General features: G+C 69.8%; 20 protein-coding genes. 4 read left to right on the top strand and 16 right to left on the bottom strand.

The window, feature by feature from the left end; genetic code table 11:
* Positions 1 to 77 precede the first annotated feature (77 nt).
* The 6 genes from M3667_RS05415 to M3667_RS05390 all read right to left on the bottom strand — a co-directional run bounded on the left by M3667_RS05415 (position 78) and on the right by M3667_RS05390 (position 5,744).
* Positions 78 to 488, bottom strand: coding sequence for a dehydrogenase (locus M3667_RS05415; protein WP_251506000.1), 411 nt, complete (start codon positions 486 to 488; stop codon positions 78 to 80).
* A 134-nt stretch (positions 489 to 622) separates the two neighbouring features.
* Complete coding sequence (locus tag M3667_RS05410) at positions 623 to 1,339, bottom strand: GntR family transcriptional regulator (RefSeq protein ID WP_308196433.1); 717 nt, start codon at positions 1,337 to 1,339, stop codon at positions 623 to 625.
* A 23-nt stretch (positions 1,340 to 1,362) separates the two neighbouring features.
* Positions 1,363 to 2,142 (bottom strand): 3-oxoacyl-ACP reductase, encoded by a 780-nt coding sequence (locus tag M3667_RS05405; RefSeq protein WP_251505998.1) that lies wholly within the window; start codon positions 2,140 to 2,142, stop codon positions 1,363 to 1,365.
* Positions 2,143 to 2,279: 137 nt separating this feature from the next.
* Positions 2,280 to 3,635, bottom strand: coding sequence for an aldehyde dehydrogenase (locus tag M3667_RS05400; protein ID WP_251505996.1), 1,356 nt, complete (start codon positions 3,633 to 3,635; stop codon positions 2,280 to 2,282).
* Positions 3,632 to 4,408, bottom strand: a complete 777-nt coding sequence (locus M3667_RS05395; protein WP_251505993.1) for a gamma-glutamyl-gamma-aminobutyrate hydrolase family protein — start codon at positions 4,406 to 4,408, stop codon at positions 3,632 to 3,634. The genes M3667_RS05400 and M3667_RS05395 overlap by 4 nt, the downstream gene beginning before the upstream one ends.
* Positions 4,389 to 5,744 (bottom strand): glutamine synthetase family protein, encoded by a 1,356-nt coding sequence (locus tag M3667_RS05390; protein ID WP_251505991.1) that lies wholly within the window; start codon positions 5,742 to 5,744, stop codon positions 4,389 to 4,391. The genes M3667_RS05395 and M3667_RS05390 overlap by 20 nt, the downstream gene beginning before the upstream one ends.
* A gap of 146 nt (positions 5,745 to 5,890) precedes the next feature.
* Between M3667_RS05390 and M3667_RS05385 the strand changes: the two genes are divergently transcribed.
* Positions 5,891 to 7,429 carry an amino acid permease gene (locus M3667_RS05385; RefSeq protein WP_251505988.1) on the top strand — a complete coding sequence of 513 codons (1,539 nt, stop codon included), beginning with the start codon at positions 5,891 to 5,893 and terminating at the stop codon, positions 7,427 to 7,429.
* 52 nt (positions 7,430 to 7,481) lie between these two features.
* Here M3667_RS05385 and M3667_RS05380 read toward each other — a convergent pair whose 3' ends face one another.
* The 3 genes from M3667_RS05380 to M3667_RS05370 all read right to left on the bottom strand — a co-directional run bounded on the left by M3667_RS05380 (position 7,482) and on the right by M3667_RS05370 (position 11,297).
* On the bottom strand, positions 7,482 to 8,144 hold the full coding sequence (locus tag M3667_RS05380; protein WP_251505985.1) for a hypothetical protein: 663 nt from the start codon (positions 8,142 to 8,144) through the stop codon (positions 7,482 to 7,484).
* A 46-nt stretch (positions 8,145 to 8,190) separates the two neighbouring features.
* Positions 8,191 to 8,700: an amino-acid N-acetyltransferase gene (locus M3667_RS05375; protein WP_144830023.1), complete on the bottom strand. Its 510-nt coding sequence runs from the start codon at positions 8,698 to 8,700 to the stop codon at positions 8,191 to 8,193.
* 71 nt (positions 8,701 to 8,771) lie between these two features.
* Positions 8,772 to 11,297 carry an ATP-dependent Clp protease ATP-binding subunit gene (locus M3667_RS05370; RefSeq protein WP_144830026.1) on the bottom strand — a complete coding sequence of 842 codons (2,526 nt, stop codon included), beginning with the start codon at positions 11,295 to 11,297 and terminating at the stop codon, positions 8,772 to 8,774.
* A 190-nt stretch (positions 11,298 to 11,487) separates the two neighbouring features.
* On the opposite strand from M3667_RS05370, the gene M3667_RS05365 reads away from it, so the two are divergent.
* Entirely contained in the window at positions 11,488 to 12,111 is a 624-nt protein-coding gene (locus M3667_RS05365; protein ID WP_251505984.1) for a hypothetical protein, read from the top strand.
* Complete coding sequence (locus M3667_RS05360) at positions 12,108 to 12,344, top strand: helix-turn-helix transcriptional regulator (protein WP_144830033.1); 237 nt, start codon at positions 12,108 to 12,110, stop codon at positions 12,342 to 12,344. Before M3667_RS05365 ends, M3667_RS05360 begins: the two co-directional genes overlap by 4 nt.
* Before the next feature lie 40 nt (positions 12,345 to 12,384).
* Here the strand turns inward: M3667_RS05360 and M3667_RS05355 are convergent, their stop codons facing one another.
* From M3667_RS05355 to M3667_RS05345, 3 genes are all read right to left on the bottom strand, one after another.
* Positions 12,385 to 13,116 carry a hypothetical protein gene (locus M3667_RS05355; protein ID WP_251505981.1) on the bottom strand — a complete coding sequence of 244 codons (732 nt, stop codon included), beginning with the start codon at positions 13,114 to 13,116 and terminating at the stop codon, positions 12,385 to 12,387.
* Between the two features lie 112 nt (positions 13,117 to 13,228).
* Positions 13,229 to 14,695, bottom strand: coding sequence for a cardiolipin synthase (gene cls, locus M3667_RS05350; RefSeq protein WP_251505978.1), 1,467 nt, complete (start codon positions 14,693 to 14,695; stop codon positions 13,229 to 13,231).
* A gap of 65 nt (positions 14,696 to 14,760) precedes the next feature.
* On the bottom strand, positions 14,761 to 14,958 hold the full coding sequence (locus tag M3667_RS05345; protein WP_251505975.1) for a hypothetical protein: 198 nt from the start codon (positions 14,956 to 14,958) through the stop codon (positions 14,761 to 14,763).
* A gap of 134 nt (positions 14,959 to 15,092) precedes the next feature.
* Here M3667_RS05345 and M3667_RS05340 point away from each other — a divergent pair, with 134 nt between their 5' ends.
* A complete protein-coding gene (locus M3667_RS05340) occupies positions 15,093 to 16,250 on the top strand; it encodes a DUF4192 family protein (protein ID WP_251505972.1) in 1,158 nt (385 codons plus the stop codon).
* On the opposite strand, the gene lysS is transcribed toward M3667_RS05340, so the two are convergent.
* From lysS to M3667_RS05320, 4 genes are all read right to left on the bottom strand, one after another.
* A complete protein-coding gene (gene lysS, locus M3667_RS05335; RefSeq protein ID WP_251505969.1) occupies positions 16,201 to 17,721 on the bottom strand; it encodes a lysine--tRNA ligase in 1,521 nt (506 codons plus the stop codon). The two genes, M3667_RS05340 and lysS, sit on opposite strands and share 50 nt — an antisense overlap.
* 90 nt (positions 17,722 to 17,811) lie before the next feature.
* Complete coding sequence (gene panC, locus M3667_RS05330; RefSeq protein ID WP_251505966.1) at positions 17,812 to 18,666, bottom strand: pantoate--beta-alanine ligase; 855 nt, start codon at positions 18,664 to 18,666, stop codon at positions 17,812 to 17,814.
* Positions 18,663 to 19,385: a DUF2520 domain-containing protein gene (locus tag M3667_RS05325; RefSeq protein WP_251505962.1), complete on the bottom strand. Its 723-nt coding sequence runs from the start codon at positions 19,383 to 19,385 to the stop codon at positions 18,663 to 18,665. Before M3667_RS05325 ends, panC begins: the two co-directional genes overlap by 4 nt.
* Positions 19,382 to 20,920, bottom strand: coding sequence for a PH domain-containing protein (locus M3667_RS05320; RefSeq protein WP_251505959.1), 1,539 nt, complete (start codon positions 20,918 to 20,920; stop codon positions 19,382 to 19,384). Before M3667_RS05320 ends, M3667_RS05325 begins: the two co-directional genes overlap by 4 nt.
* Positions 20,921 to 20,994 lie beyond the last annotated feature (74 nt).

Below are 20,994 nucleotides of genomic sequence, written 5' to 3'. Positions count from 1 at the left end.
CCGCGAGCCTTCAGCCCGCCGCGAGGCGCGACGCACCTCGTCGAGACCCGCAGATGGTCGACAAACCGTCCAGCGACTCAGGCGTCGAGCGCGGCGATCAGATCGGCGGGCGACGCCTGGATCGGGTGCGGGCCAGCGATGTCGATGAACACCGTCGTGATGGCATCCTGATGCGTTCCGAGGAAGGTGCGCAGCCACTGCGGCGACTGCAACGCCACGTGCGGAGGCAGCGTCTCGGGCTTGTGCGCCGCGTCACTGAAGAGCAGCAGAGCGAGTTGACCGGTGTTCGGGTCGCGGTACGTCCACACCTCGCCGACGCTGAGCGGGTTGTCGGCGTCGCCGGGGGTCATCAGCGGCACGACCGTCGGTCCGTGGCGGAGGGCGAAGGCGATCGCGGCCATGTCTTGGGTCTGCAGGGCGTCGATGAGCGCGGTGTTCTTGAAGTCCACGTCGAGCTTCTTCCCCTTGCGCTTCTTGCCTGCGGCCATCCTCCGAGCCTAATCGCGCGGGGCGCCGCGACCGCATCGCGGGTTCGGGGCGCATTCCGTCGGTCGGGGCGGACGATGTCCGCCCCGACGTGCAGAACCCGCCCCGAACCGCACCTCGCGCGACCTGCGACCCCTTACGCCAGGAAGCCCCGCAACAGCGCCGCCGACCCGGCGAGGTGATCCCGCATCGCCGCATGGGCGGCATCCGGTCGTCCGGCGAGGATCGCCGACACGATCGCCGCGTGCTGCGAGGTGGAGTGGTCGATGTTGCGCGGCAGCAGCGGAAAGGTGTCGAGCCAGGCGTTCACGCGCGCGCGGTTGTCGGCGACGAGGGGGACGAGCGACGGGATGCCGGCGAGCTCGGCGATCGTGAGGTGCAGCAGGGTGTCGAGTCGGCGGTAGTCCGCTCCCCCGGCGACCGCCGCCGCTTCGTGCCGCGCCCACAGCACATCGCGCTCCTCAGCGGGAAGCGATCGACCGGCCGCGGCCCAGGCGGCCCCGGGCTCGAGCACGCCGCGCAGGGCGATCACGTCCGAGAGCTCGGCGGGTGACACGACCGCCGGCTCTGACGGCCGCGGCACGGGGTCGACGACGAAGGTCCCGCCGTAGCGACCTCGCCGTGTCTCGAGCCACCCGGCATCCGACAATTCCCGCAGAGCCTCGCGCACCGTGTCTCGACTGACGCCGTAGAGGGCGGCGAGCTCGCGCTCGGCAGGCAACGACTCCCCCGGGGCGACGAGCCCGAGCCGCACGGTCTGCACGATGCGCGCGGTGGTGTCTTCGAGCGCGTTGCCGGTGCGCACGGGCCGGTAGACGGCCCGCCGCAGGTCGTCCAGGGGCGCCTCGCTCACCCTCTCAGCCTGTCACGTCAGGTTCAGAGCGGGGTCACGTAGGCGTTGGTGATACCGCCGTCGACCACGAACGCCGTGGCGGTGATGAACGAGGCGTCGTCGGATGCCAGGAAGGCCACGGCAGCGGCCATCTCCTCCGGCTCCGCGAACCGGCCCATCGGCACGTGCACGAGGCGGCGCTGCGCGCGCTCGGGGTCTTTCGCGAACAGCTCCTGCAGGAGCGGGGTGTTGACGGGTCCTGGGCACAGCGCGTTGACGCGGATGCCCTGTCGCGCGAACTGAACGCCGAGCTCGCGGGTCATGGCGAGCACGCCGCCCTTCGACGCGGTGTACGAGATCTGCGAGGTGGCCGAGCCCAGCAGCGCGACGAACGAGGCGGTGTTGATGATCGACCCGCGACCGGCCGGCACCATGTGGCGCAGCGCCGCACGCGAGCACAGGTACACGCTCTTCAGGTTGACGTCCTGCACCTTGTCCCACGCGGGCAGCTCGGTCGTCTCGATCGAGTCGTCGTCGGCGGGTGAGATGCCGGCGTTGTTGAAGGCGATGTCGACGCTGCCGAGGTCGGCGGCGACGCCGTCGAAGAGGGCGTTCACGGAGTCCTCGTCGGCGACGTTCACCTGACGGAAGACGCCGTCGACCGAGGCGGCGGCCGCCGTGCCGGTGGTCTCGTCGAGGTCGGCGATCACCACGCGGGCACCTTCGGCGGCGAAGCGTCGGGCGGTGGCGAGGCCGATGCCGCTCGCGCCTCCCGTGACGATGGCGACGCGGTCGCGCAGGCGCTGGGTGAGGTCGATGGTCATGGTGCGGTGGTTCCTTTCGAGCCGAACCTCGTCCCACTTATGGCTGGTTCAGGGCCTCTCGGGGAGCCATAAGTGGGACAAGGATCGTCATAACTGGGACGAGGGGGTCGGGCGGCGGGCAGTCGGGAGAGGGGCGGTCACTCGGTGGCGTAGAAGACGTTCTTGGTCTCGGTGAAGTGCTCGGCGGCATCCGGACCCAGTTCGCGACCGAGGCCCGAGGCCTTCATGCCGCCGAACGGGGTGGAGTACCGCACCGACGAGTGCGAGTTCACCGACAGCACCCCGCTGCGCACGCCACGCGAGACCCGGATGCCGCGACCCAGGTTCTCGGTCCAGATCGAGCCCGCGAGGCCGTAGGCGGTGTCGTTGGCGAGGCGAATGGCATCCGCCTCGTCGTCGAACGGCATGACCGCCAGCACAGGGCCGAACACCTCGTCGCGGGCGATGCGGTCGCCCGGCTGGGCGAGCACCACGGCGGGGGCGAACCAGAAGCCGTCGCCCTCGGGGGCCGATCCGCGGAACGCGACTTCGGTGCCGTCGAGGAAGCCCTGCACGCTCGAGCGGTGGGGTGCCGAGATCAGGGGCCCCATCTGCGTCGCCTCGTCGTGAGGATCACCGACCTTCCAGGCCGCGACCGCCGGCTCGAGCATCTCGAGGAATCGGTCGAAGACGCTGCGCTCGACCAAGAGGCGACTGCGCGCGCAGCAGTCCTGGCCGGCGTTGTCGAACACCGAGCCGGGGACGCCCGCCGCGGCCTTCTCGAGGTCGGCGTCGGCGAAGACGATGTTCGCGCTCTTGCCGCCCAGCTCGAGGGTGACGGGCTTGAGCAGCTGGGCGCACCCGGCCGCCACTTCGGTGCCGACCTCGGTCGATCCGGTGAAGACGACCTTGTGCACGTCGGGGTGGGTGACGAAGCGCTGGCCGACGACCGAGCCCGATCCGACGACGACGCGGAACAGCCCCGCGGGGAGTCCCGCCTCGAGCGCCAGCTCGCCGAGACGAACGGCCGTCAGAGGGGTGAGCTCGGCGGGCTTCAGCACGACGGCGTTGCCCGCGGCGAGCGCCGGCGCGAAGCCCCACGCGGCGATCGTCATGGGGAAGTTCCACGGCACGATGATCCCGACGACGCCGTAGGGCTCGTGATAGGTGACATCGAGTCCGCCCGCGACCGGGATCTGCGACCCGATCAGGCGTTCGGGAGAACCGGCGTAGTAGTTGAGCACCTGGGCGACGTGCTGGGCTTCCCACCGGGCCGAGCCGATCGGGTGTCCGGAGTTCTGCACCTCGAGGGCGGCGAGCTCGTCGACGTGCGTCTCGACGACGCGGGCGAACGAGCGGAGCGCATCGGCGCGGGCGACGGGGGCGAGGGCGGCCCACGAGCGCTGCGCGCGGACGGCGTCGGCGACGGCGGCGTCCACCTCGGCGACGTCGGCGCGCTCGAGCGTGGTGATCGGCGTTCCGGTCGACGGATCGATGACAGTGAAGGAACTCATGCGGTGGCTTTCTGGTGCTCGGGGAAACGTGCGGCCCGGTGTCGGGCTGCGGCGGCGACGAGTCCGAGGAAGAGTCGCCGGTCCTCGGCGTTCTCCTCGGGATGCCATTGCACGGCGACCAGGTAGTCGTCGCCGTCGACCTCGACGGCCTGCACGAGTCCGTCGTCGGTGCGCGCGGTGACGTGCAGGCCGTCGGCGACACGGTCGACGCCCTGGTGGTGATAGCTGTGGACGGTGAGCGCCCCGGCGCCGACGAGGCCGGCGAGCCGGGTGTCGGCATCCACCTCCACCACGTTCTCGGCGAAGACGCCGCCACCGATGCGGTACCTCTCGGTGCCGAGCGCCTCGGGCAGATGCTGGTGCAGCGTGCCGCCCATCGCGACGTTGATGAGCTGGAGTCCGCGGCAGATGCCGAAGACCGGGATACCGCGCTCGCGCGCCCCCGCGAGCAGCGCGATCTCCCACGCGTCGCGGTCGGCGCGCGCGGGGTCGGTCGTGGGGTGGCGCTCGGCGCCGTAGAGCTCGGGCTGCACGTCGAGGCCGCCGGTGAGGATCAGCCCGTCGAGCCCGTCGAGCACCGCCGCGGCGGCCTGCTCGGGCCGCGGCTGCGGAGGCAGCAGCACCGCGGTGGCGCCCGAGGCGGTCACGGCGTCGAAGTACTGCTGCGGCAGGAACGAGGCGCGCACGTCCCAGACTCCCTGTTTCGCGCGCTCGAGGTAGGTGGTGAGCCCCACGACGGGGGTCCTGCTCGGATCAGAGGCGCTCGAAACCACGCACCCGCTCCCAATCGGTCACGGCGGCGTCGTAGGCCTCGACCTCGATGCGCGCCTGGTTCAGGTAGTGCTCCACGACCTCGTCGCCGAAGGCGGCGCGGGCGATGCTCGACTCGGAGAAGAGCTTCGCGGCGTCGCGGAGGGTGGTGGGCAGGGTGTCGACGCCCGCCGCGTAGGCGTTGCCGGTGAGCGGGGCGGGCAGCTCGAGTTCGTCCTCGATGCCGTGCAAGCCCCCCGCGATGATCGCGGAGATCGCGAGGTACGGATTTACGTCTCCCCCGGGCACGCGGTTCTCCACGCGCAGCGACGACCCGCGACCGACCACGCGCAGCGCGCACGTGCGGTTGTCGACACCCCAGGCGACGCCGGTCGGCGCGAAGGACCCCTTGGCGTAGCGCTTGTAGGAGTTGATGGTGGGGGCGTACAGCAGCGTGAACTCGCGGAGGGTGGCGAGGATGCCGGCGATCCAGTGCTGCATCAGGGGGCTGAAACCGTGCTCCTCGTCGCCCGCCATGACGGCCGCACCGTCGTCGCCGCGCACCGAGAGGTGGATATGGCAGCTGTTGCCCTCGCGCTCGTTGAACTTGGCCATGAACGTGAGCGACTTGCCGTGGCGGTCGGCGATCTCCTTCGCGCCGTTCTTGTAGATCGTGTGGTTGTCGGCGGTCTCGAGCGCCTCGGCGTAGCGGAACGCGATCTCCTGCTGACCGAAGTTGCATTCCCCCTTCACGCCCTCGCAGTACATCCCTGCCCCGTCCATGCCGACGCGGATGTCGCGCAGCAGCGGCTCGAGCCGGGTGGTAGCGAGCAGGTTGTAGTCGACGTTGTAGTCGGTCGAGGGCGTCAGGTGCGTGTACCCCTTGGCCCAGGCGTCGCGGAACGAGTCGTCGAAGACGATGAACTCGAGTTCCGTGCCGGCGTAGGCGGTCAGGCCGCGTTCGGCCAGCCGCTCGCGCTGGGCGTTCAGGATGCCGCGGGGCGACTGCACCACGCGGGCGCGGTCCTCCCAGGCGAGGTCGGCCATCACCAGCGCGGTTCCGGGCTGCCAGGGCACGCGTCGCAGCGTGTCGAGGTCGGGCACGAGCAGCATGTCGCCGTAGCCCTTGTCCCAGCTCGACATCGCGTAGCCGTCGACGGTGTTGAGGTCGACGTCGACCGAGAGCAGGTAGTTGCACGCCTCGGCACCGTGGCCCTGCACCTCGTCGCGCCAGAACCGCGCCGCGACGCGCTTGCCGACGAGGCGGCCCTGCGCGTCGGGGAAGGCCACGACGACCGTGTCGATCTCTCCCGCATCGATCGCGGCATCCAGCTCCGCGGTGGTGAGATTGCCCGCCATGGTGTCCCTCTCGCCTCAACGACGCCCTCCCGAGCGGAGGACGTAACGAGGAACTTACACGCCAAAGGTAGACAGGTCGACCAATAGAAGGCCATGATCTTCCGCAAAGGCGAGCCCGAAGCCTGCCCGACACGTCTGGAGGCCCCATGTCCACCTCGAGCCACTCACGAAAAAAGGTCGCCGGAGCCACCTATACGGCAACCGACGCCACCTACTTCGAGAAACGCACCCTGAAACGCTCCGCCGGCGTGTGGGGGCTGTGGGGCCTCGCGGTCGCCGCCGTCATCTCGGGCGACTTCTCCGGCTGGAACTTCGGCATCGGCTTCGCCGGCTTCGGAGGCATGCTGATCGCCTTCGTCATCCTCGTGATCATGTACTACGGCCTCACCTTCTCGATCGGCGAGATGGCGGCGGCCATGCCGCACACCGGCGGCGCCTACTCGTTCGCCCGGTCGGCGATGGGCCCCTGGGGTGGCCTCGCGACCGGCCTCGCCGAGACCATCGAGTACGTCGCCACCACCGCGGTGGTGGTCTACTTCTCGGGCCAGTACGCCGACTCGGCCCTCGAGCTCCTCACCGGCGTGAGCCTTCCGTCGTTCGTGTGGTGGATCATCCTCTACGCCCTGTTCATCGCCCTCAACGCGGCGGGCGCCAACATCTCGTTCGGGTTCGCGATCGTCGTGTCGATCATCTCCATCGGCATCATCGTGGTCTTCGGGGTCATGGCGCTGGCATCCGGGGCCTTCGACTGGGGTTCGCTGTGGGATCAGACACCCGACCCCGGCAACACCGAGTTCCTCCCGTTCGGCGTCGGATCGATCCTGCTCGCCCTCCCCTTCGCGATGTGGTTCTTCCTCGGCATCGAGGAGCTCCCCCTCGCCGCGGAGGAGTCGCACGACCCGGCCCGCGACATCCCGCGCGCCGGCCTCTGGGCCCGCGGCACGCTCATCGTGACGGGCCTCATCGTGCTCTTCCTCAACACCGGCGTACTCGGGGCCGACGCGACCGGCGAATCGGTCGAACCGCTGCTCGACGGCTTCCGCGCGATGGTCGGCGATCAGGCCGCCGCGCTCTTGTCGCTGCTCGCCCTTGTGGGCCTGCTCGCGTCGCTGATGGGCATCATGTTCGCCTACGGGCGCAACATGTACTCGCTCTCGCGCGCCGGGTACTACCCGCGGTGGCTCTCTCTCACCGGAAAGCGCAAGACCCCGTGGGTCGCCCTCGTCTTCGGCGCCGTGCTCGGGTTCATCGCCCTCGTGGTGGTCCAGGCCGCGGGAGGTGACGCCAGCCCGGCCGGCGCGATCGTGCTGAACATCGCCGTGTGGGGCGCGGTGCTGGCCTACTTCCTGCAGATGGTCTCGTTCATCGTGCTCCGCCGGAAGTTCCCGAACGCCGTGCGGCCCTACAAGAGCCCATGGGGCCTGTTCGGCGCGTACTCGGCCGCGATCATCGCCGCCGTGGTGTTCTTCGGCCTGCTGCTGAACTCCGCGTACCTGCTCGCGATCGTCGCGATCATCGCGGTCTACGCGGTGATCTTCGTGGCCTTCGCCGTCTACGGTCGGCACCGACTGGTGCTCTCGCCCGAGGAGGAGTACGCCCTGTCCGGCGGCCTGCACGGCGACCCGCAGCAGGAGGGCTACGACGCCATGGAGGGCGAGGTGTTCGGCACCGACCGGCGCTCCTGACGAAAAAAGCGAGGGGCGGATGCCGCGGCATCCGCCCCTCGCCGTGCTCGGGTCAGCGCAGCACGAACGACGCCGTCCCCGTCGAGGGGATCCCGCCGATCGACACGCTCAAGTGGTAGGTCGCTCCGGCGCCGGGGGCGTACGGGCGCTCGCTCTCGCACGTGCCGACCGAGGAACGCGTGCGGTCCCAGGTCAGCGGCGCGGAGCTCGTGACGGTCTGCCCGGCCGACAGGGTGACCTCCATGTCGCTGGGCTCCGACTGGCAGTCGGTCGAACGCCACCACACGTCGGAGCCGCTGGTGACGGTGAACGACTGCGCGCTCGTACCGACGTTCATGATGCAGGGGTTCGCCGAGGTGTTGGTCAGGCGGATCGACAGCTGAGGGTTCTCGCCCTGCGCGTACTCCCCCTTGTCCGACAGCGCCTCGACCGTGATGTCCGAGGGCGTGCACTCCACCGGTCCGGAGGGCGCTGCCTGGGTGGGCGACGGCGACGGGGAGTCGGCCACCGCGGGCGCGGCGGAGCTCGGCGCGACGGCGGGCGCGCTCGCGACAGGGGTGGGCGGAGCATCGGCGGTGGGGGCGGTGCGCCACGGCGGAGCCGCGACGAGCCACACGACGAGGCCGATCACGATCAGGGCGAGAAGCCCGGCCGCGAGACGACGTCGACGGTAGACCGCCGGGGACTGCCTCCGCCTACGGGGGGCATCGGTCATGGTTCAAGGGTAGGCGCAGCAGAGAGGCGCCCCCGCCACGGCACGCTCACAGTTGCTTGAGCATGCGGGTGTTGCCCAGGGTGTTCGGCTTCACGTGCGCCAGGTCGAGGAACTCGGCCACCCCCTCGTCGGGGCTGCGCACCAACTGCGAGTACACGTCGGGGTCGACGACCTGCTCGCCGATCGGGGCGAACCCGCGCCGCGTGAAGAAGTCGACCTCGAAGGTGAGGCAGAACAGCCGCGAGACGCCCAGCTCACGGGCCCGGGCCTCGAGCACCTCGACGATCGCTCGACCCACTCCGTGATGCAGCCAGTCGTCGTGCACGATGAGCGTGCGGATCTCGGCGAGGTCGTCCCACATCACGTGCAGGGCACCGCAGCCGATGACGACTCCGTCGGCCTCGGCCACGACGAACTGCTGCACCGACCCGTAGAGCACGACGAGGTCTTTGCCCAGCAGGATGCGCTTCTGCACGAACGGCTCGAGCAGTTCGTGGATGCGGCGGACGTCGGCGGTTCCGGCGGGGCGGACGACGAACGGCGCGGAAGAGGTCATCCAACCAGCGTACGCCGCAACGACGAAGGGCCCGGATGCCGTGGCATCCGAGCCCTTCCTTCGCTATGCGATCAGCTGCCCGCGAGCGTGTCGGGGGTCGCTGCGATCTCGCCGGCCGTGCCGACCCCGATGGCGACCTTCTCACCGCGAGGGCTGGTCTCGAACGAGAACTGACCGTTCTCGACGCCGACCTTGACGTGATCGCCGGACTCGAGCTCGCCGTGCAGGATCTTCTCGCTGAGACGGTCTTCGACCTCGCGCTGCATGGCGCGGCGCAGGGGGCGAGCACCGAGCGTCGGGTCGAACCCGATGTCGATGAGCTTGTCCTTCGCCTCGTCCGACAGCTCGACGGTCATGTCGCGGTCGAGCAGACGGTCGGCCAGACGCTTCACGAACAGACCGACGATCTGACGCAGTTCGTCCTTGTTCAGCTGCGGGAAGACGATGACGTCGTCGACGCGGTTGAGGAATTCGGGCTTGAAGTGACGCTTCAGCTCCTCGTCGACCTTGCCCTTCATCCGCTCGTACGAGGTCTGGGCGCTGCCCTCGACCTGGAAGCCGACAGGGCCACCGGCGATCGCCGACGAACCGAGGTTCGTCGTCATGATGATCACGGTGTTCTTGAAGTCGATGACGCGACCCTGACCATCGGTCAGGCGACCCTCTTCGAGGATCTGCAGCAGCGAGTTGAAGATGTCGGGGTGAGCCTTCTCGATCTCGTCGAAGAGAACGACCGAGAACGGCTTGCGGCGCACCTTCTCGGTGAGCTGGCCACCCTCTTCGAATCCAACGAATCCGGGAGGGGCACCGAACAGACGCGACACCGTGTGCTTCTCACCGAACTCCGACATGTCGAGGGAGATCAGCGCACCCTCGTCGTCGAAGAGGAACTCGGCGAGCGCCTTGGCGAGCTCGGTCTTTCCGACGCCCGTGGGGCCGGCGAAGATGAACGAGCCCGACGGGCGCTTGGGGTCCTTGAGGCCCGCGCGCTGACGACGGATCGTGCGCGAGAGGGCCGCGATCGCCTCTTCCTGGCCGATGACCCGCTGGTGCAGGGCCTTCTCCATGAACATGAGGCGGCTGGACTCCTCCTCGGTGAGCTTGAACACCGGGATGCCGGTCGCCTGGGCGAGCACCTCGGCGATCAGACCCTCGTCGACCACCGCGTGGGAGGCGACGTCACCCGAGCGCCACTGCTTCTCGAGGCGCAGACGCTCGGCGAGGAGGGACTTCTCCTCGTCGCGCAGGGCGGCGGCCTTCTCGAAGTCCTGCTCCTCGGAGGCGAGCTCCTTCTGCTCGCGGACCTTGGCGATCTTCTCGTCGAACTCGCGCAGTTCCGGCGGGCTCGACAGGATCGACAGGCGCAGGCGGGCACCGGCCTCGTCGATCAGGTCGATCGCCTTGTCGGGCAGGAAGCGGTCGCTGATGTAGCGGTCGGCGAGGTTGGCCGCCGCGACGATCGCGCCGTCGGTGATCTGCACCTTGTGGTGCGCCTCGTACCGGTCGCGCAGACCCTTCAGGATGTTGATCGCGTGCGGCAGGCTCGGCTCGGCCACCTGGATCGGCTGGAAGCGGCGCTCGAGAGCGGCGTCCTTCTCGAAGTGCTTGCGGTACTCGTCGAGCGTGGTGGCACCGATGGTCTGGAGCTCACCGCGGGCGAGGAGGGGCTTGAGGATCGACGCGGCGTCGATCGCGCCTTCGGCGGCACCCGCACCGACGAGGGTGTGGATCTCGTCGATGAAGACGATGATGTCGCCGCGCGTGCGGATCTCCTTCGTGACCTTCTTCAGGCGCTCCTCGAAGTCACCGCGGTAGCGGGATCCGGCGATGAGCGAGCCGAGGTCGAGCGAGTAGACCTGCTTGTCCTTCAGCGTCTCGGGCACGTCGCCCTTGACGATGGCCTGGGCGAGGCCTTCGACGACCGCCGTCTTTCCGACACCGGGCTCGCCGATGAGGACGGGGTTGTTCTTCGAGCGGCGCGACAGGATCTGCATCACGCGCTCGATCTCCTTCTCGCGCCCGATGACGGGGTCGAGCTTGTTGTCGCGCGCGGCCTGCGTGAGGTTGCGGCCGAACTGGTCGAGCACGGCCGAACCGCCCTGGGCGGCTCCCTGGCTCTGCTCGCCGGCACCCGAGGCTACGCCCGCGGGCTCCTTGCCCTGGTACCCCGAGAGCAGCTGGATGACCTGTTGGCGCACCTTGTTCAGGTCGGCGCCGAGCTTGACGAGCACCTGTGCGGCGACGCCCTCACCCTCGCGGATGAGACCGAGCAGGATGTGCTCGGTTCCGATGTAGTTGTGGCCCAGCTGCAGCGCTTCGCGCAGCGACAGCTCGAGCACCTTCTTCGCACGGGGCGTGAAGGGGATGTGGCCGGTCGGCTGCTGCTGGCCCTGGCCGATGATGTCCTGCACCTGCTCGCGGACGGCGTCGAGCGAGATGCCCAGCGACTCCAGCGCCTTGGCAGCAACACCCTCACCCTCGTGGATGAGGCCCAGGAGGATGTGCTCGGTTCCGATGTAGTTGTGGTTGAGCATCTTCGCCTCTTCTTGGGCGAGCACAACCACACGACGAGCACGGTCGGTGAATCTCTCGAACATCCTCAGTCCCTCCAAAAATGGGCTGACAGGCACGCCTCCGCGCGCCGTACAACGAGAGTAACCAGCGGCCGGAGGCCTGAGACCCATGTTCGCCGTGGGCATACCGTCTGCACGGTCGACCTTGCGGAACCCATCGATAGTCGTTACCTTATCGATAACCGATAACAACGATCATCGATAAGGAGCGATCATGGCCTCCCCCCGACCTCCCCGCGTCCTCTCCCGCGGCGACACGATCGGCTTCGTGCTCTTCCTCATCGGAGGAGTGGCGATCGCCATCGCCGCCGTGGTGCAGTCCGTCATCGCTATCGCACAGGTCCTGCCCAACCGCGACATCACCCTCCTGGCGCCTTTCGTTGCCACCGAGGCCCAGGCGCCGCTCGGGCCCGACGGAGCGACGGTCGCCGTGCAGCTCGATTCCGCGTCGGTGACGGTGGCCTCGCTTCAGCCCGCGGCGCTCGGCGCGCTCGTCGTCAGCCACGTGCTGGTCGCAGTCGCGATGGTGACGGTGGTGACTCTGCTCCTCATCCTGTGCTTCGGCATCCTGCGCGGGCGGATCTTCTCGCGTGGCCACACGGCCCTCGTCACGGCGGCGGGCCTCGTCGCCATCGCCGGCATGTACTTCGTTCCGTTCTTCCACAACATGGCCGTGAACGGCGCCCTAGCGCTGTTGTCCGACGGAACGTACGATCGCGCCGTCGTCGGAACGGTCGATCTCTTGTCCATCTTCGGCGTCGCCTTCGTCGTCGCCCTCGCCGGCACTGCCTTCGCGGTCGGCGACCGCCTGCAGCGCGACACCGAGGGCCTCGTATGACCCCGGCGGCGACGGACGACGGGCCCACCGGCATCCACTGCCGTCTCGACGAGCTGCTCGAGGCCCGGGGCATGACGCTGACCCGCCTGAGCGAGCTCGTCGGGGTCTCGGTGGTGAACCTGTCGGTGCTGAAGAACGACCGCGCCCGGGCGATCCGCTATTCGACGCTGTCGGCGATCTGCCGGGTGCTCGAGTGCGAGGTCGGCGACCTCCTGGTGATCGACCCGTCCTGAGCGACCATCGGTCGCCGCCTCGCGCTGACAGCGACCGGGGTCAGCGCGAGCCGAGGATGGCGATCGGCTCCGGTGCCTCGACGCCGCCGCCCGACAACGTGACCGAGGCGACCTCGGCGCTCGCGACGCCGGTCACGTCGGCCATCGTCACGCGAGGCGCGAGGTCCATGGTGCAGATCTGGTCGGCCGGCGGCGTCGCGAACTGCACCGACAGCTCGGACCCTGCCGCGGTGACCGATTCGACCACCGGCGGGCAGCCGGAGCTCCCGTAGGTGAGGACGGCGAGCAGGTCGCGGCCGACCCAGCCGGCGCTCGAGGTGAACTGTTCCGGGGTCGCGGAGGCCGCGGCGAGGCCCGGGAGCATCGCCGCGCCTTCGGCCGCACCGGTCACGCGGACCGCGAGTCCGGCCGTCGGATCCACCCCACTCGGCACGCTGACGAGGGTCGCCCGCGGGGCCATGTCGCGCGTGCACGTCGTCCGTGGCGAGTCGGCCAGTGCCACGGTCAGGGTGGTCCCCTCGACGCTCGGCTCCCCCTCCACGACCGGGGGACACGACGAGCTGCCGAGCGTCACCAGGGCGATCGCGCCGCCCCCCTCGAGCCAGCCGGCCTGGATCGAGTCGGCGGATGCCGTGCCCTCGGCATCCGGAGTCGATGACGACGAGGGGGTCGAACCCGGCGTCGATGCGGCCGTGGCGCAGCCGGTGAGGGCTCCGGCCGCGAGCAGACCGGCGCCGATCACGGCGATGAGCGTCAGACGGGGACGGGACATGAGAACCTCCGGGGGCGAGTTGCGCCCATGATGGCGGAGTTTCCTGGACGGCGTCGGCGAAGCGGGGTGTGTCCTGCCCGCGGGCGCGTCGACGCGGCGCACCCTCGGGCGGTCATTGGAGGGCCGAGGTGAGGCGCGCGAGGTTGTCGAGGATCGTCGAGCGCAGCGGCTGGTGACGCCACTCCTCGACGGTGAGCTGGCGGCTGAGCCCTCGATACACGTCTTCGACCGCGCGCATGTCGCGCACGAACTCCTCGCCCCGCACGAGCATCGACACCTCGAGATTCAGACCGAACGAGCGCATGTCCATGTTGCTCGAGCCGATGACGGCGACCTCGTCGTCGATCGTGACGCTCTTGCTGTGCAGGATGAACGGCTTGCGGTACATCCAGATGACCACGCCGGCACCCAGCAGAGCTTCGTAGTAGCTGCGCTGCGCGTGGTAGACCATCGCCTGGTCGCCCTCTTCGGAGACGAACAGCTCCACGTGCACGCCGCGCTGGCATGCCGTCGTGATGGCGAGCAGCAGCGCCTCGTCAGGAACGAAGTACGGGCTGACGATGATGATCTTCCGCTGGGCGGCGAAGAGCAGTCCGAGGAAGAGCTTGAGGTTGTTCTGGAAGTCGAAGCCGGGGCCCGACGGCACGATCTGGCAGTCGAGATCGCCCGGGCCCGAGGTCACGCTGAACAAGTCGATCTCGTGGCGGAGGGTCTCGTCGGTCTCGCTGTACCAGTCGGAGAGGAAGACGGCGTTGATGCTCGCGACCACGGGGCCCTGCACGCGCACCATGAGGTCGACCCAGTGCAGCCCCCGACGGATGTTCTTGCGCAGGTTGTACGACGAGTCGGTCACGTTCTGCGAACCCATGTAGGCGACGTCGCCGTCGATGACGAGCAGCTTGCGGTGATTGCGCAGGTCGGGACGTTGGTACCGGCCGCGCAGCGGCTGCACGGGCAGCATGAGGTGCCAGTGCGCGCCCATCGCGTCGAGGCGGCGCATCGTGCGCTTGTAATGCGGTTTGCCGCGGTTGGCCCAGTGATCCATCAGGACCCGCACGATCACACCGCGCTCCGCGACCTCCTCGAGGGCACGGAAGAAGTTGTCGGTCGACTCGTCGGACTGCAGGATGTAGAACTCCACGTGCACGTACCGCTTCGCCTCGCGGATCGCGTCGGCCATGGCATCCAGGCTCTGCTGGTAATCGGAGATGAGGGTCGCGGCGTTGTCGCCGGCGATCGGCATGGCTCCCAGGTTGCGATTGAGGCTCACGAGCGAGCGGAACCACTGCGGGGCGTTGGGGCGCAGCGTGCCGAACTCGAGCGAGGCGCTGGTGTCGTGGATGTACTCGTTGATGGCCGCCTGCTTGCGTCGCCGTTTGCGCGGCAGACGCGGGTTTCCGATCAGCAGAAACAGGAAGACCCCGACGAACGGGATGAAGTAGATCGCCAGCAACCACGCCATGGCGGCCGTCGGGCGGCGGTTGCGCGGCACGATGATGATGGCGGCGATGCGCACCACGAGGTCGACGACGAACAGCGTGATGACGAGCCAGCTCGCGTCGAACGTGGCGTTGATCACGGATCCTCCTGGGCGGGTTGTGCACCCAGCGTAGCGACGGCCCCCGACACGGGGCCGCGCCGGTGTCAGTTCGCGGGTCCGTCGCCGGCGCGCGCGACCGGCGGGAGACCGCGCTTGGCGCGCTCCTGCGCCTCGATGCGGGCGTAGGCCTTGCGCTCGGTGCGATCCATGCGGATGACGTTGCGGAGGATGAAGAAGAAGACCACCGACACCACGAGGGTCGGCAGGATCGCCCACAGCATCGCGGTCCAGGTCTCGTCCATGTGTCCAGGATACCCGCGGTGCTCCGACATCCGGCCGGCTCCCCCTTCTCCCCAGGAGCGGGTTCGGTGGATTCGTCCACGATCGAGGTATCCACCGCCGCGCGCGCCCCGCGCATCCCGGCACTCTCGTGCCCATGACCACCATCGTCCCCGCGTCCACGCCCGCCTCGTTCCTCTCCCTCGTCCCCCACCTGCTCGGGTGCGTTCCGCGCCGGAGCCTCGTGCTCGTGCCGTTCGCCCGCGGACGCTCGCTCGGCGCGATGCGCGTCGACCTGCCCCCGAGCAGCGACCCCACCGCCTGCGTCAGCGTGGCCTCCACCGTGATCGGCATGGCCTGCAAGGTCGCGACGGCCGATGCCGTGGCCGTCGTCGTCTACGCCGACGAGCCCCTCGCCGAGGCGGCCGCGTCGGCGCACGGCCCGCTCGTCGACGCGACCATCGCGCGAGCCGAGATCTGCGGCCTGCGCATCACCGAGGCTCTGATCGTCGGTGCCGACGGGTGGGACGATCACCGCGCACCGTCGCCGACCGGGCCGTATCCGCTCCCGGAGATCGACGAGTCGCAGGCCGGGCTGCCCGACGCCCGCATCGACGACGACCAGTACGCCGCCGCCGAACTGCCCGGGGTCGACGACGACCTCACGGAGGTCGTGGCCGAGGCGATCGACGCGATGGAGCACGTGCTCGGAACGGTGGCGGAACGCCGCCGCCTGCCCCTCGATCGGGTCGCCGTCGCCACGGCCACGGCGTCGCTGCTGGCCGAACCGCCCCTTCTCTTCGAAGACGCGATCTCGCGCGCCCCGTCGGAGCTGACGCCGCGCGAGCTCGCCGCCGTCTCGTTCTGCCTCGAGCGCCCGTCGTTGCGCGACGTCGCCCTCATGCAGTGGGCGGGCGACATCCGCGACGGATACGCCGTGCTGGGCGCTCAGACGGCGTACCACGCGGGCGCCGCGTTCCCCGAAGACCTCGCACGCCCCATGTGGGGCGAGGGGGCACACCCCGATCCGGACCGCCTGCACCGCGCGCTGGCGTTGTGCCGCCTCGTCGCCGCGACCGTGCCGTCACGTCGTCGCCCGGGATCGCTCTCGGCGTGCGCATGGCTCGCCTGGGCGGTGGGGCGCTCGACGCACGCCGCCACCTACGCTGAGCACGCGCTCGACATCGACAGCGCTCATGGCCTCAGCGGCATCATGCTGAGCATGATCGACGGAGGCCGCCTGCCCGAGTGGGTGTTCGAGCGGCCTACTTCACGAGCGGGAACATCACCGTCTCGCGGATTCCGAGACCGGTGATCGCCATCAGCAGACGATCGATGCCCATGCCCATTCCACCGGTCGGCGGCATGCCGTGCTCGAGCGCCCGCAAGAACTCCTCGTCGATCGGCATCGCCTCGTCGTCACCGCGCGCGGCGAGCTTCGCCTGCTCCACGAACCGCTCGCGCTGGATGACGGGGTCGATCAGCTCCGAGTACCCGGTCGCGAGCTCGAAGCCGCGGACGTACAGGTCCCACTTCTCCACGACTCCGGCGATCGAGCGGTGCTCGCGCACGAGCGGGCTCGTGTCGAGCGGGAAGTCCATGACGAAGGTCGGTCGGGTCAGGCCACCCTTGACGAAGTGCTCCCACAGCTCTTCGACCCACTTGCCGTGCGTCTCGTGCGGGGGCGCGTCGACCCCGGCCTCGGCGCCGACAGCGCGCAGTTCATCCAGCGAGGTCGAGGGGGTGATCTCGTGACCGGATGCCGCAGACAACGAGTCGTACATCGAGATGCGGTCCCACTGCCCGCCCAGGTCGTACTCCGTCCCGTCGGCCCAGGTCACGGTGGTGGAGCCGGCGACCGCGATCGCGGCGTCCTGGATGAGCGTCTGGGTCAGATCGGCGATGCCGTTGTAGTCGCTGTAGGCCTGGTAGGCCTCGAGCATCGCGAATTCGGGGCTGTGCGTGGAGTCGGCGCCCTCGTTGCGGAAGTTGCGGTTGATCTCGTACACGCGGTCGATGCCGCCGACGACGGCGCGCTTGAGGAACAGCTCGGGCGCGATGCGCAGGAACAGCTCGGTGTCGAACGCATTCGAGTGGGTCGTGAACGGGCGCGCGCTCGCGCCACCGTGCTGCACCTGCAGCATGGGGGTCTCGACCTCGACGAAGTCGCGCTCGGTGAAGGTGCGACGCAGGCTCGCGTTGACCTTGGCGCGGGCCAGCACGGTCTCGCGCGCACGGTCGCGCACGATCAGGTCGAGGAAACGGCTGCGCACGCGGCTCTCTTCGCTCAGCTCGGTGTGCAGGTTCGGAAGGGGCAGAACGGCCTTGGCCGCGATGCTCCACTCGGCGACCATGATCGACAGCTCGCCGCGGCGGCTCGAGATCACCTCGCCCGAGACGAACACGTGGTCGCCGAGGTCGACGAGCTCCTTCCACGCCTGCAGCGACTCCTCGCCCACGCTGGCGAGCGACACCATCGCCTGAATGCGGCTGCCGTCGCCGGCCTGCAGCGAGGCGAAGCAGAGCTTGCCGGTGTTGCGACTGAACACGACGCGGCCCGCGACGCCGGCGGTCTCACCGGTCTCGGCTCCCGCCTCGAGGTCGCCGAAGCGCGCGCGCAGCTCGGGGATGGTCGTCGTGATCGGAACGCTGACCGGGTAGGGCCCACCCGCGGCGTCCGTGCGCTCGGCGAGCAGACGCTCGCGCTTGGCCAGGCGTACCGCCTTCTGTTCGAAGACCTCGTCTTCGGTCGGTTCGGCGGCGTCGTTCGCGGGCGCGTCGGTCATCAGAAAGGCTCCTCGGGGTCTGCTCCAGTCTATTCGCCGCGCTCGAGGGCCCCGTGGCCCACCGACGTCCCGGCGCTGACCGGCCAGAGGTCAGCGCAGCGAGATCTCCGCGTTGTCGATGAAGCGGTGCCCGCCCACGGTCGCGGCGATCAGGGCGAACGCCCGGCCGTGGTGGCCTTCGTCGACGGGCAGGAACGTCTCGGTATCCACGACGCTGAGGTACTCGAGCGTGATGCGCGCCTCGCCCATCAGCGACGACTGCGCCGCCGCGATGCACGCGTCGACCCCGAGGTCGGCGTTGGACGCCGCGGCCTCCAAGGCCCGGGGCAGGGCCGCCGCCGCGCGGCGGTCCGCCGGCTCGAGCAGCGTCACACGGCTCGAGACGGGCAGCCCGTCGTCGGTCCGCACGGTCGGCACGGTCGCGACCGACACGGCGAAGTCGAGATCGCGCACCATCTTGCGCACGAGGAAGATCCGCTGCAGATCGCGCTCCCCGTAGACGGCGACGTCGGGCCGCACGAGGTGGAACAGCTTCGCCTCCACCGTGAGCACGCCGTCGAAGTAGAACGGACGCACCCGGCCCTCGTAGCGCAGGCCCACATCGCCCGCCGAGACGCGGGTCGTGGCGGTGCCGGCGGGCAGGAACTCGCTCGCGCTCGGGGCGAAGACCACGTCCACACCGAGATCGCGCAGCACGATCTCATCGGCCTCCGGCGAGCGCGGGTAGCGCGCGGTGTCGTCTGCGGTGCGGAAGCGCAGCGGGTTGACGAACGTCGAGACGACGACGACCTCGGCCTGCGCGCGCGCCTCACGGATGAGGTCGATGTGGCCGTCGTGCAGGGCGCCCAGAGTCGAGACGAGCGCGACGCGGGGGCCGCCGGAGGATCGGTCTGCGCCTCGGATCTCGCCGAGTCGGGTGCGCAGATCCTCGAGGGTGCGGATCATTCGTCGATCGTAGCGTCGCCGACGAGTCCGCCCCGCCCGGCGCCCTCCACGAGCGCCTGGTCGACGCTGGAACGCACCAGGGCCGACAGGTATCCGCCGGGGTTCTCGACGCCGACGCGCCTGAGGAGCTCCGACGACTGGCGCACGATCGAGCGCGAGAACTCTGTGGCCGTCGCGATCGCCTCCGCATACGTCGCACGGTCGTCCTCCGCCACGACGACGGGCTCGCACCCGAGCTCGACGGCCAGGGCCTGCGCGATCGGGAGCACCGGAGCGGGGGCCGTCACCGCGGCATACGACTGGGCGAGCTGGCGCAGGTCGACCGACGAGACCCCGGTGAAGACGATCGCCGGGTGGATGGCGAGCGGGATCGCGCCGAGGCGGGCGGCCGGATCCAGTACGCGCGAACCGTACGCGGGGTTGGTGTGCAGCACGAGCTGACCGGGCTGCCAGGCACCCATCTCGGCGAGTCCGGCGACGAGGCCTGCGAGCTCGTCATGCGGAACGGCGATCACCACGAGTTCGCTGCGGCGTACGACCTCGTCGGCCGCCAGCACCGGCAAACCCGGCAGGATCGCTTCGACGCGGTCGTCGTCGGAGCCCGAGGTGATCCCCGTGAGCGCATGCCCGGCACCGGCGAGGGCGGCCGCGATCACCGGGCCGACGCGTCCCGCGCCGATCACCCCGACGCCCAAGCGCCCGTCGCGACCGCCGCTCATCCGGCCCACCGGTGAGTGCGATCGGTGGCCGCGGCGGCGACGCCGCCTCGCGCCGCGCGCGCGAACATCTCCAGCGCGTCGGCGCGGTCGATCGCGCCGATCGAGGTCTGCACATTGCCGGCGATGACGTGTCCGGTCACGGTCGCGGTTCCCGCGGCGCGCGCGATCGGACCCTGCTGCAGCCCCACGGACTGCAACCGGGCCAGGGGCAGCACGCTCAGCGAGCGCCAGATCCACCCGCGGCGCATCAGCAGGGCATCGGCTGTCACGAGCAGGCCGTTGCGACGCCATGAGAAGGGCCGCAGCCACCGCGCGCGGCGAGGGGTCGTGACGTAGGGGTCGTTCTCCACCGGACCCAGGATGCCGTCGCGGAACACGAGTGTCCATTCGTCGTCCGACAGCCCCGGCGCGAAGATCCCCAACACCCGTTCGACGTCGGCGCGGGTGCCGATGGGCAGCACTGCGGCCAGCTGGTCGTTGCTGGTGTCGGTGGACGCGCGGCCCGAGAGGCGGTTAATCGAGACCGACCACCATCCGAAGGGGCGCCACATCAGCGGCTGACGCACCTCGATGGCGTGCACGCGGCCCGGCGGGACGATCTCGGACACCGTGGTGAACAGCCCGAAGGTGACGCGCACGCCGTCCGGGGTGGGGGCGATCGAATACCGGAGCCCCCGGGCGACCGAGCGCACGTAATACGCACCGAAGGCGAGGAACATCGGGACGACGGTGAACAACAGCCACAGCGTCGACACCGACGCTGCCACGATGATCCCGACCACGAGGGCGATGAGCACGATCGTCGACCCGCTCAGCACGCGAGAGGCCACCAGGCGCCCCAGGGGGATGCGCACGATGCTCTGCGGCTCGGCGTCGGAGAAGTCCTCACCGTCGACGATGCCCTGCAACCCGGAGCCGACAGCCTCGGCCGCCTGGCGCACGAGTGACGACCGCTCGCTGCCCGCCTCGCGCGCTTCGGCGAGCCGCCGACCGGAAGCGAGGCGGAGGATGTCGCCGCGGATCGCCTCGGCGTCCTTGCCCGAGAGGTACTCGAGCTTCACGTTCGCGTCGAGGCCCGCGCCGACGACCTCGAGTTTGGCGAGCCCCAGCAGACGGGCGAGCATCGGGCGCGTGAGGTTCACGCCCTGCACCCGATCGAGCGGGGCGCGCCGATGTGTGCGGAAGAGGACGCCCGAACGCACCTCGACGTCGTCGTCGCCGATGCGCAGGGTGTGGAACCGCCACGACAGGCGGAAGAGCGCCAGCAGCACGAGCACCACGGCGAGAGCGACCCCACCCGCGATGAGGATCAGATTGTGGGAGAACAGGAAGTCGACCGGGTCGGGCGGCATGCCGCCGGGAGGCAGCTCGGTGACGACCGGGAAGAACCACTCGATCAACCGTTCCCGGAGGTTGGCGACGAGCACTCCGATGATGACGAGCAGTGAGAGACCGCCGCGCAACAGGGGCGTCAGCGGATGCAGCCGGTGCCACTCGCCGTCGCTGTACGGCGATCGCACGCTGACGCGCGGCACCGCTGGGAGCGGGCCCGACGGACGGGCGGCGGCGGCCGGGGCGGCTGCGGGCGGACGGGCGTCGGCGCCCGGCG

The sequence above is a fragment of the Microbacterium sp. P26 genome (assembly GCF_023712585.1).
Lineage (GTDB): Bacteria > Actinomycetota > Actinomycetes > Actinomycetales > Microbacteriaceae > Microbacterium > Microbacterium algihabitans_A.
This window is presented reverse-complemented; position numbering and strand designations above follow the sequence as displayed.

Excerpts from the sequence above, each read along its gene's own strand:
- panC (WP_251505966.1), bottom strand. The coding sequence starts at position 18,666 with ATGATCCGCACCCTCGAGGATCTGCGCACCCGACTCGGCGAGATCCGA.
- M3667_RS05390 (WP_251505991.1), bottom strand. The coding sequence starts at position 5,744 with ATGGCGGGCAATCTCACCACCGCGGAGCTGGATGCCGCGATCGATGCG.
- M3667_RS05355 (WP_251505981.1), bottom strand. The coding sequence starts at position 13,116 with ATGTCCCGTCCCCGTCTGACGCTCATCGCCGTGATCGGCGCCGGTCTG.
- M3667_RS05360 (WP_144830033.1), top strand. The coding sequence starts at position 12,108 with ATGACCCCGGCGGCGACGGACGACGGGCCCACCGGCATCCACTGCCGT.
- M3667_RS05385 (WP_251505988.1), top strand. The coding sequence starts at position 5,891 with ATGTCCACCTCGAGCCACTCACGAAAAAAGGTCGCCGGAGCCACCTAT.
- M3667_RS05400 (WP_251505996.1), bottom strand. The coding sequence starts at position 3,635 with ATGAGTTCCTTCACTGTCATCGATCCGTCGACCGGAACGCCGATCACC.
- M3667_RS05405 (WP_251505998.1), bottom strand. The coding sequence starts at position 2,142 with ATGACCATCGACCTCACCCAGCGCCTGCGCGACCGCGTCGCCATCGTC.
- M3667_RS05345 (WP_251505975.1), bottom strand. The coding sequence starts at position 14,958 with ATGGACGAGACCTGGACCGCGATGCTGTGGGCGATCCTGCCGACCCTC.
- lysS (WP_251505969.1), bottom strand. The coding sequence starts at position 17,721 with ATGACCGACGCGCCCGCGAACGACGCCGCCGAACCGACCGAAGACGAG.
- M3667_RS05325 (WP_251505962.1), bottom strand. The coding sequence starts at position 19,385 with ATGAGCGGCGGTCGCGACGGGCGCTTGGGCGTCGGGGTGATCGGCGCG.
- M3667_RS05375 (WP_144830023.1), bottom strand. The coding sequence starts at position 8,700 with ATGACCTCTTCCGCGCCGTTCGTCGTCCGCCCCGCCGGAACCGCCGAC.
- M3667_RS05340 (WP_251505972.1), top strand. The coding sequence starts at position 15,093 with ATGACCACCATCGTCCCCGCGTCCACGCCCGCCTCGTTCCTCTCCCTC.
- M3667_RS05365 (WP_251505984.1), top strand. The coding sequence starts at position 11,488 with ATGGCCTCCCCCCGACCTCCCCGCGTCCTCTCCCGCGGCGACACGATC.
- M3667_RS05415 (WP_251506000.1), bottom strand. The coding sequence starts at position 488 with ATGGCCGCAGGCAAGAAGCGCAAGGGGAAGAAGCTCGACGTGGACTTC.
- M3667_RS05380 (WP_251505985.1), bottom strand. The coding sequence starts at position 8,144 with ATGACCGATGCCCCCCGTAGGCGGAGGCAGTCCCCGGCGGTCTACCGT.
- M3667_RS05370 (WP_144830026.1), bottom strand. The coding sequence starts at position 11,297 with ATGTTCGAGAGATTCACCGACCGTGCTCGTCGTGTGGTTGTGCTCGCC.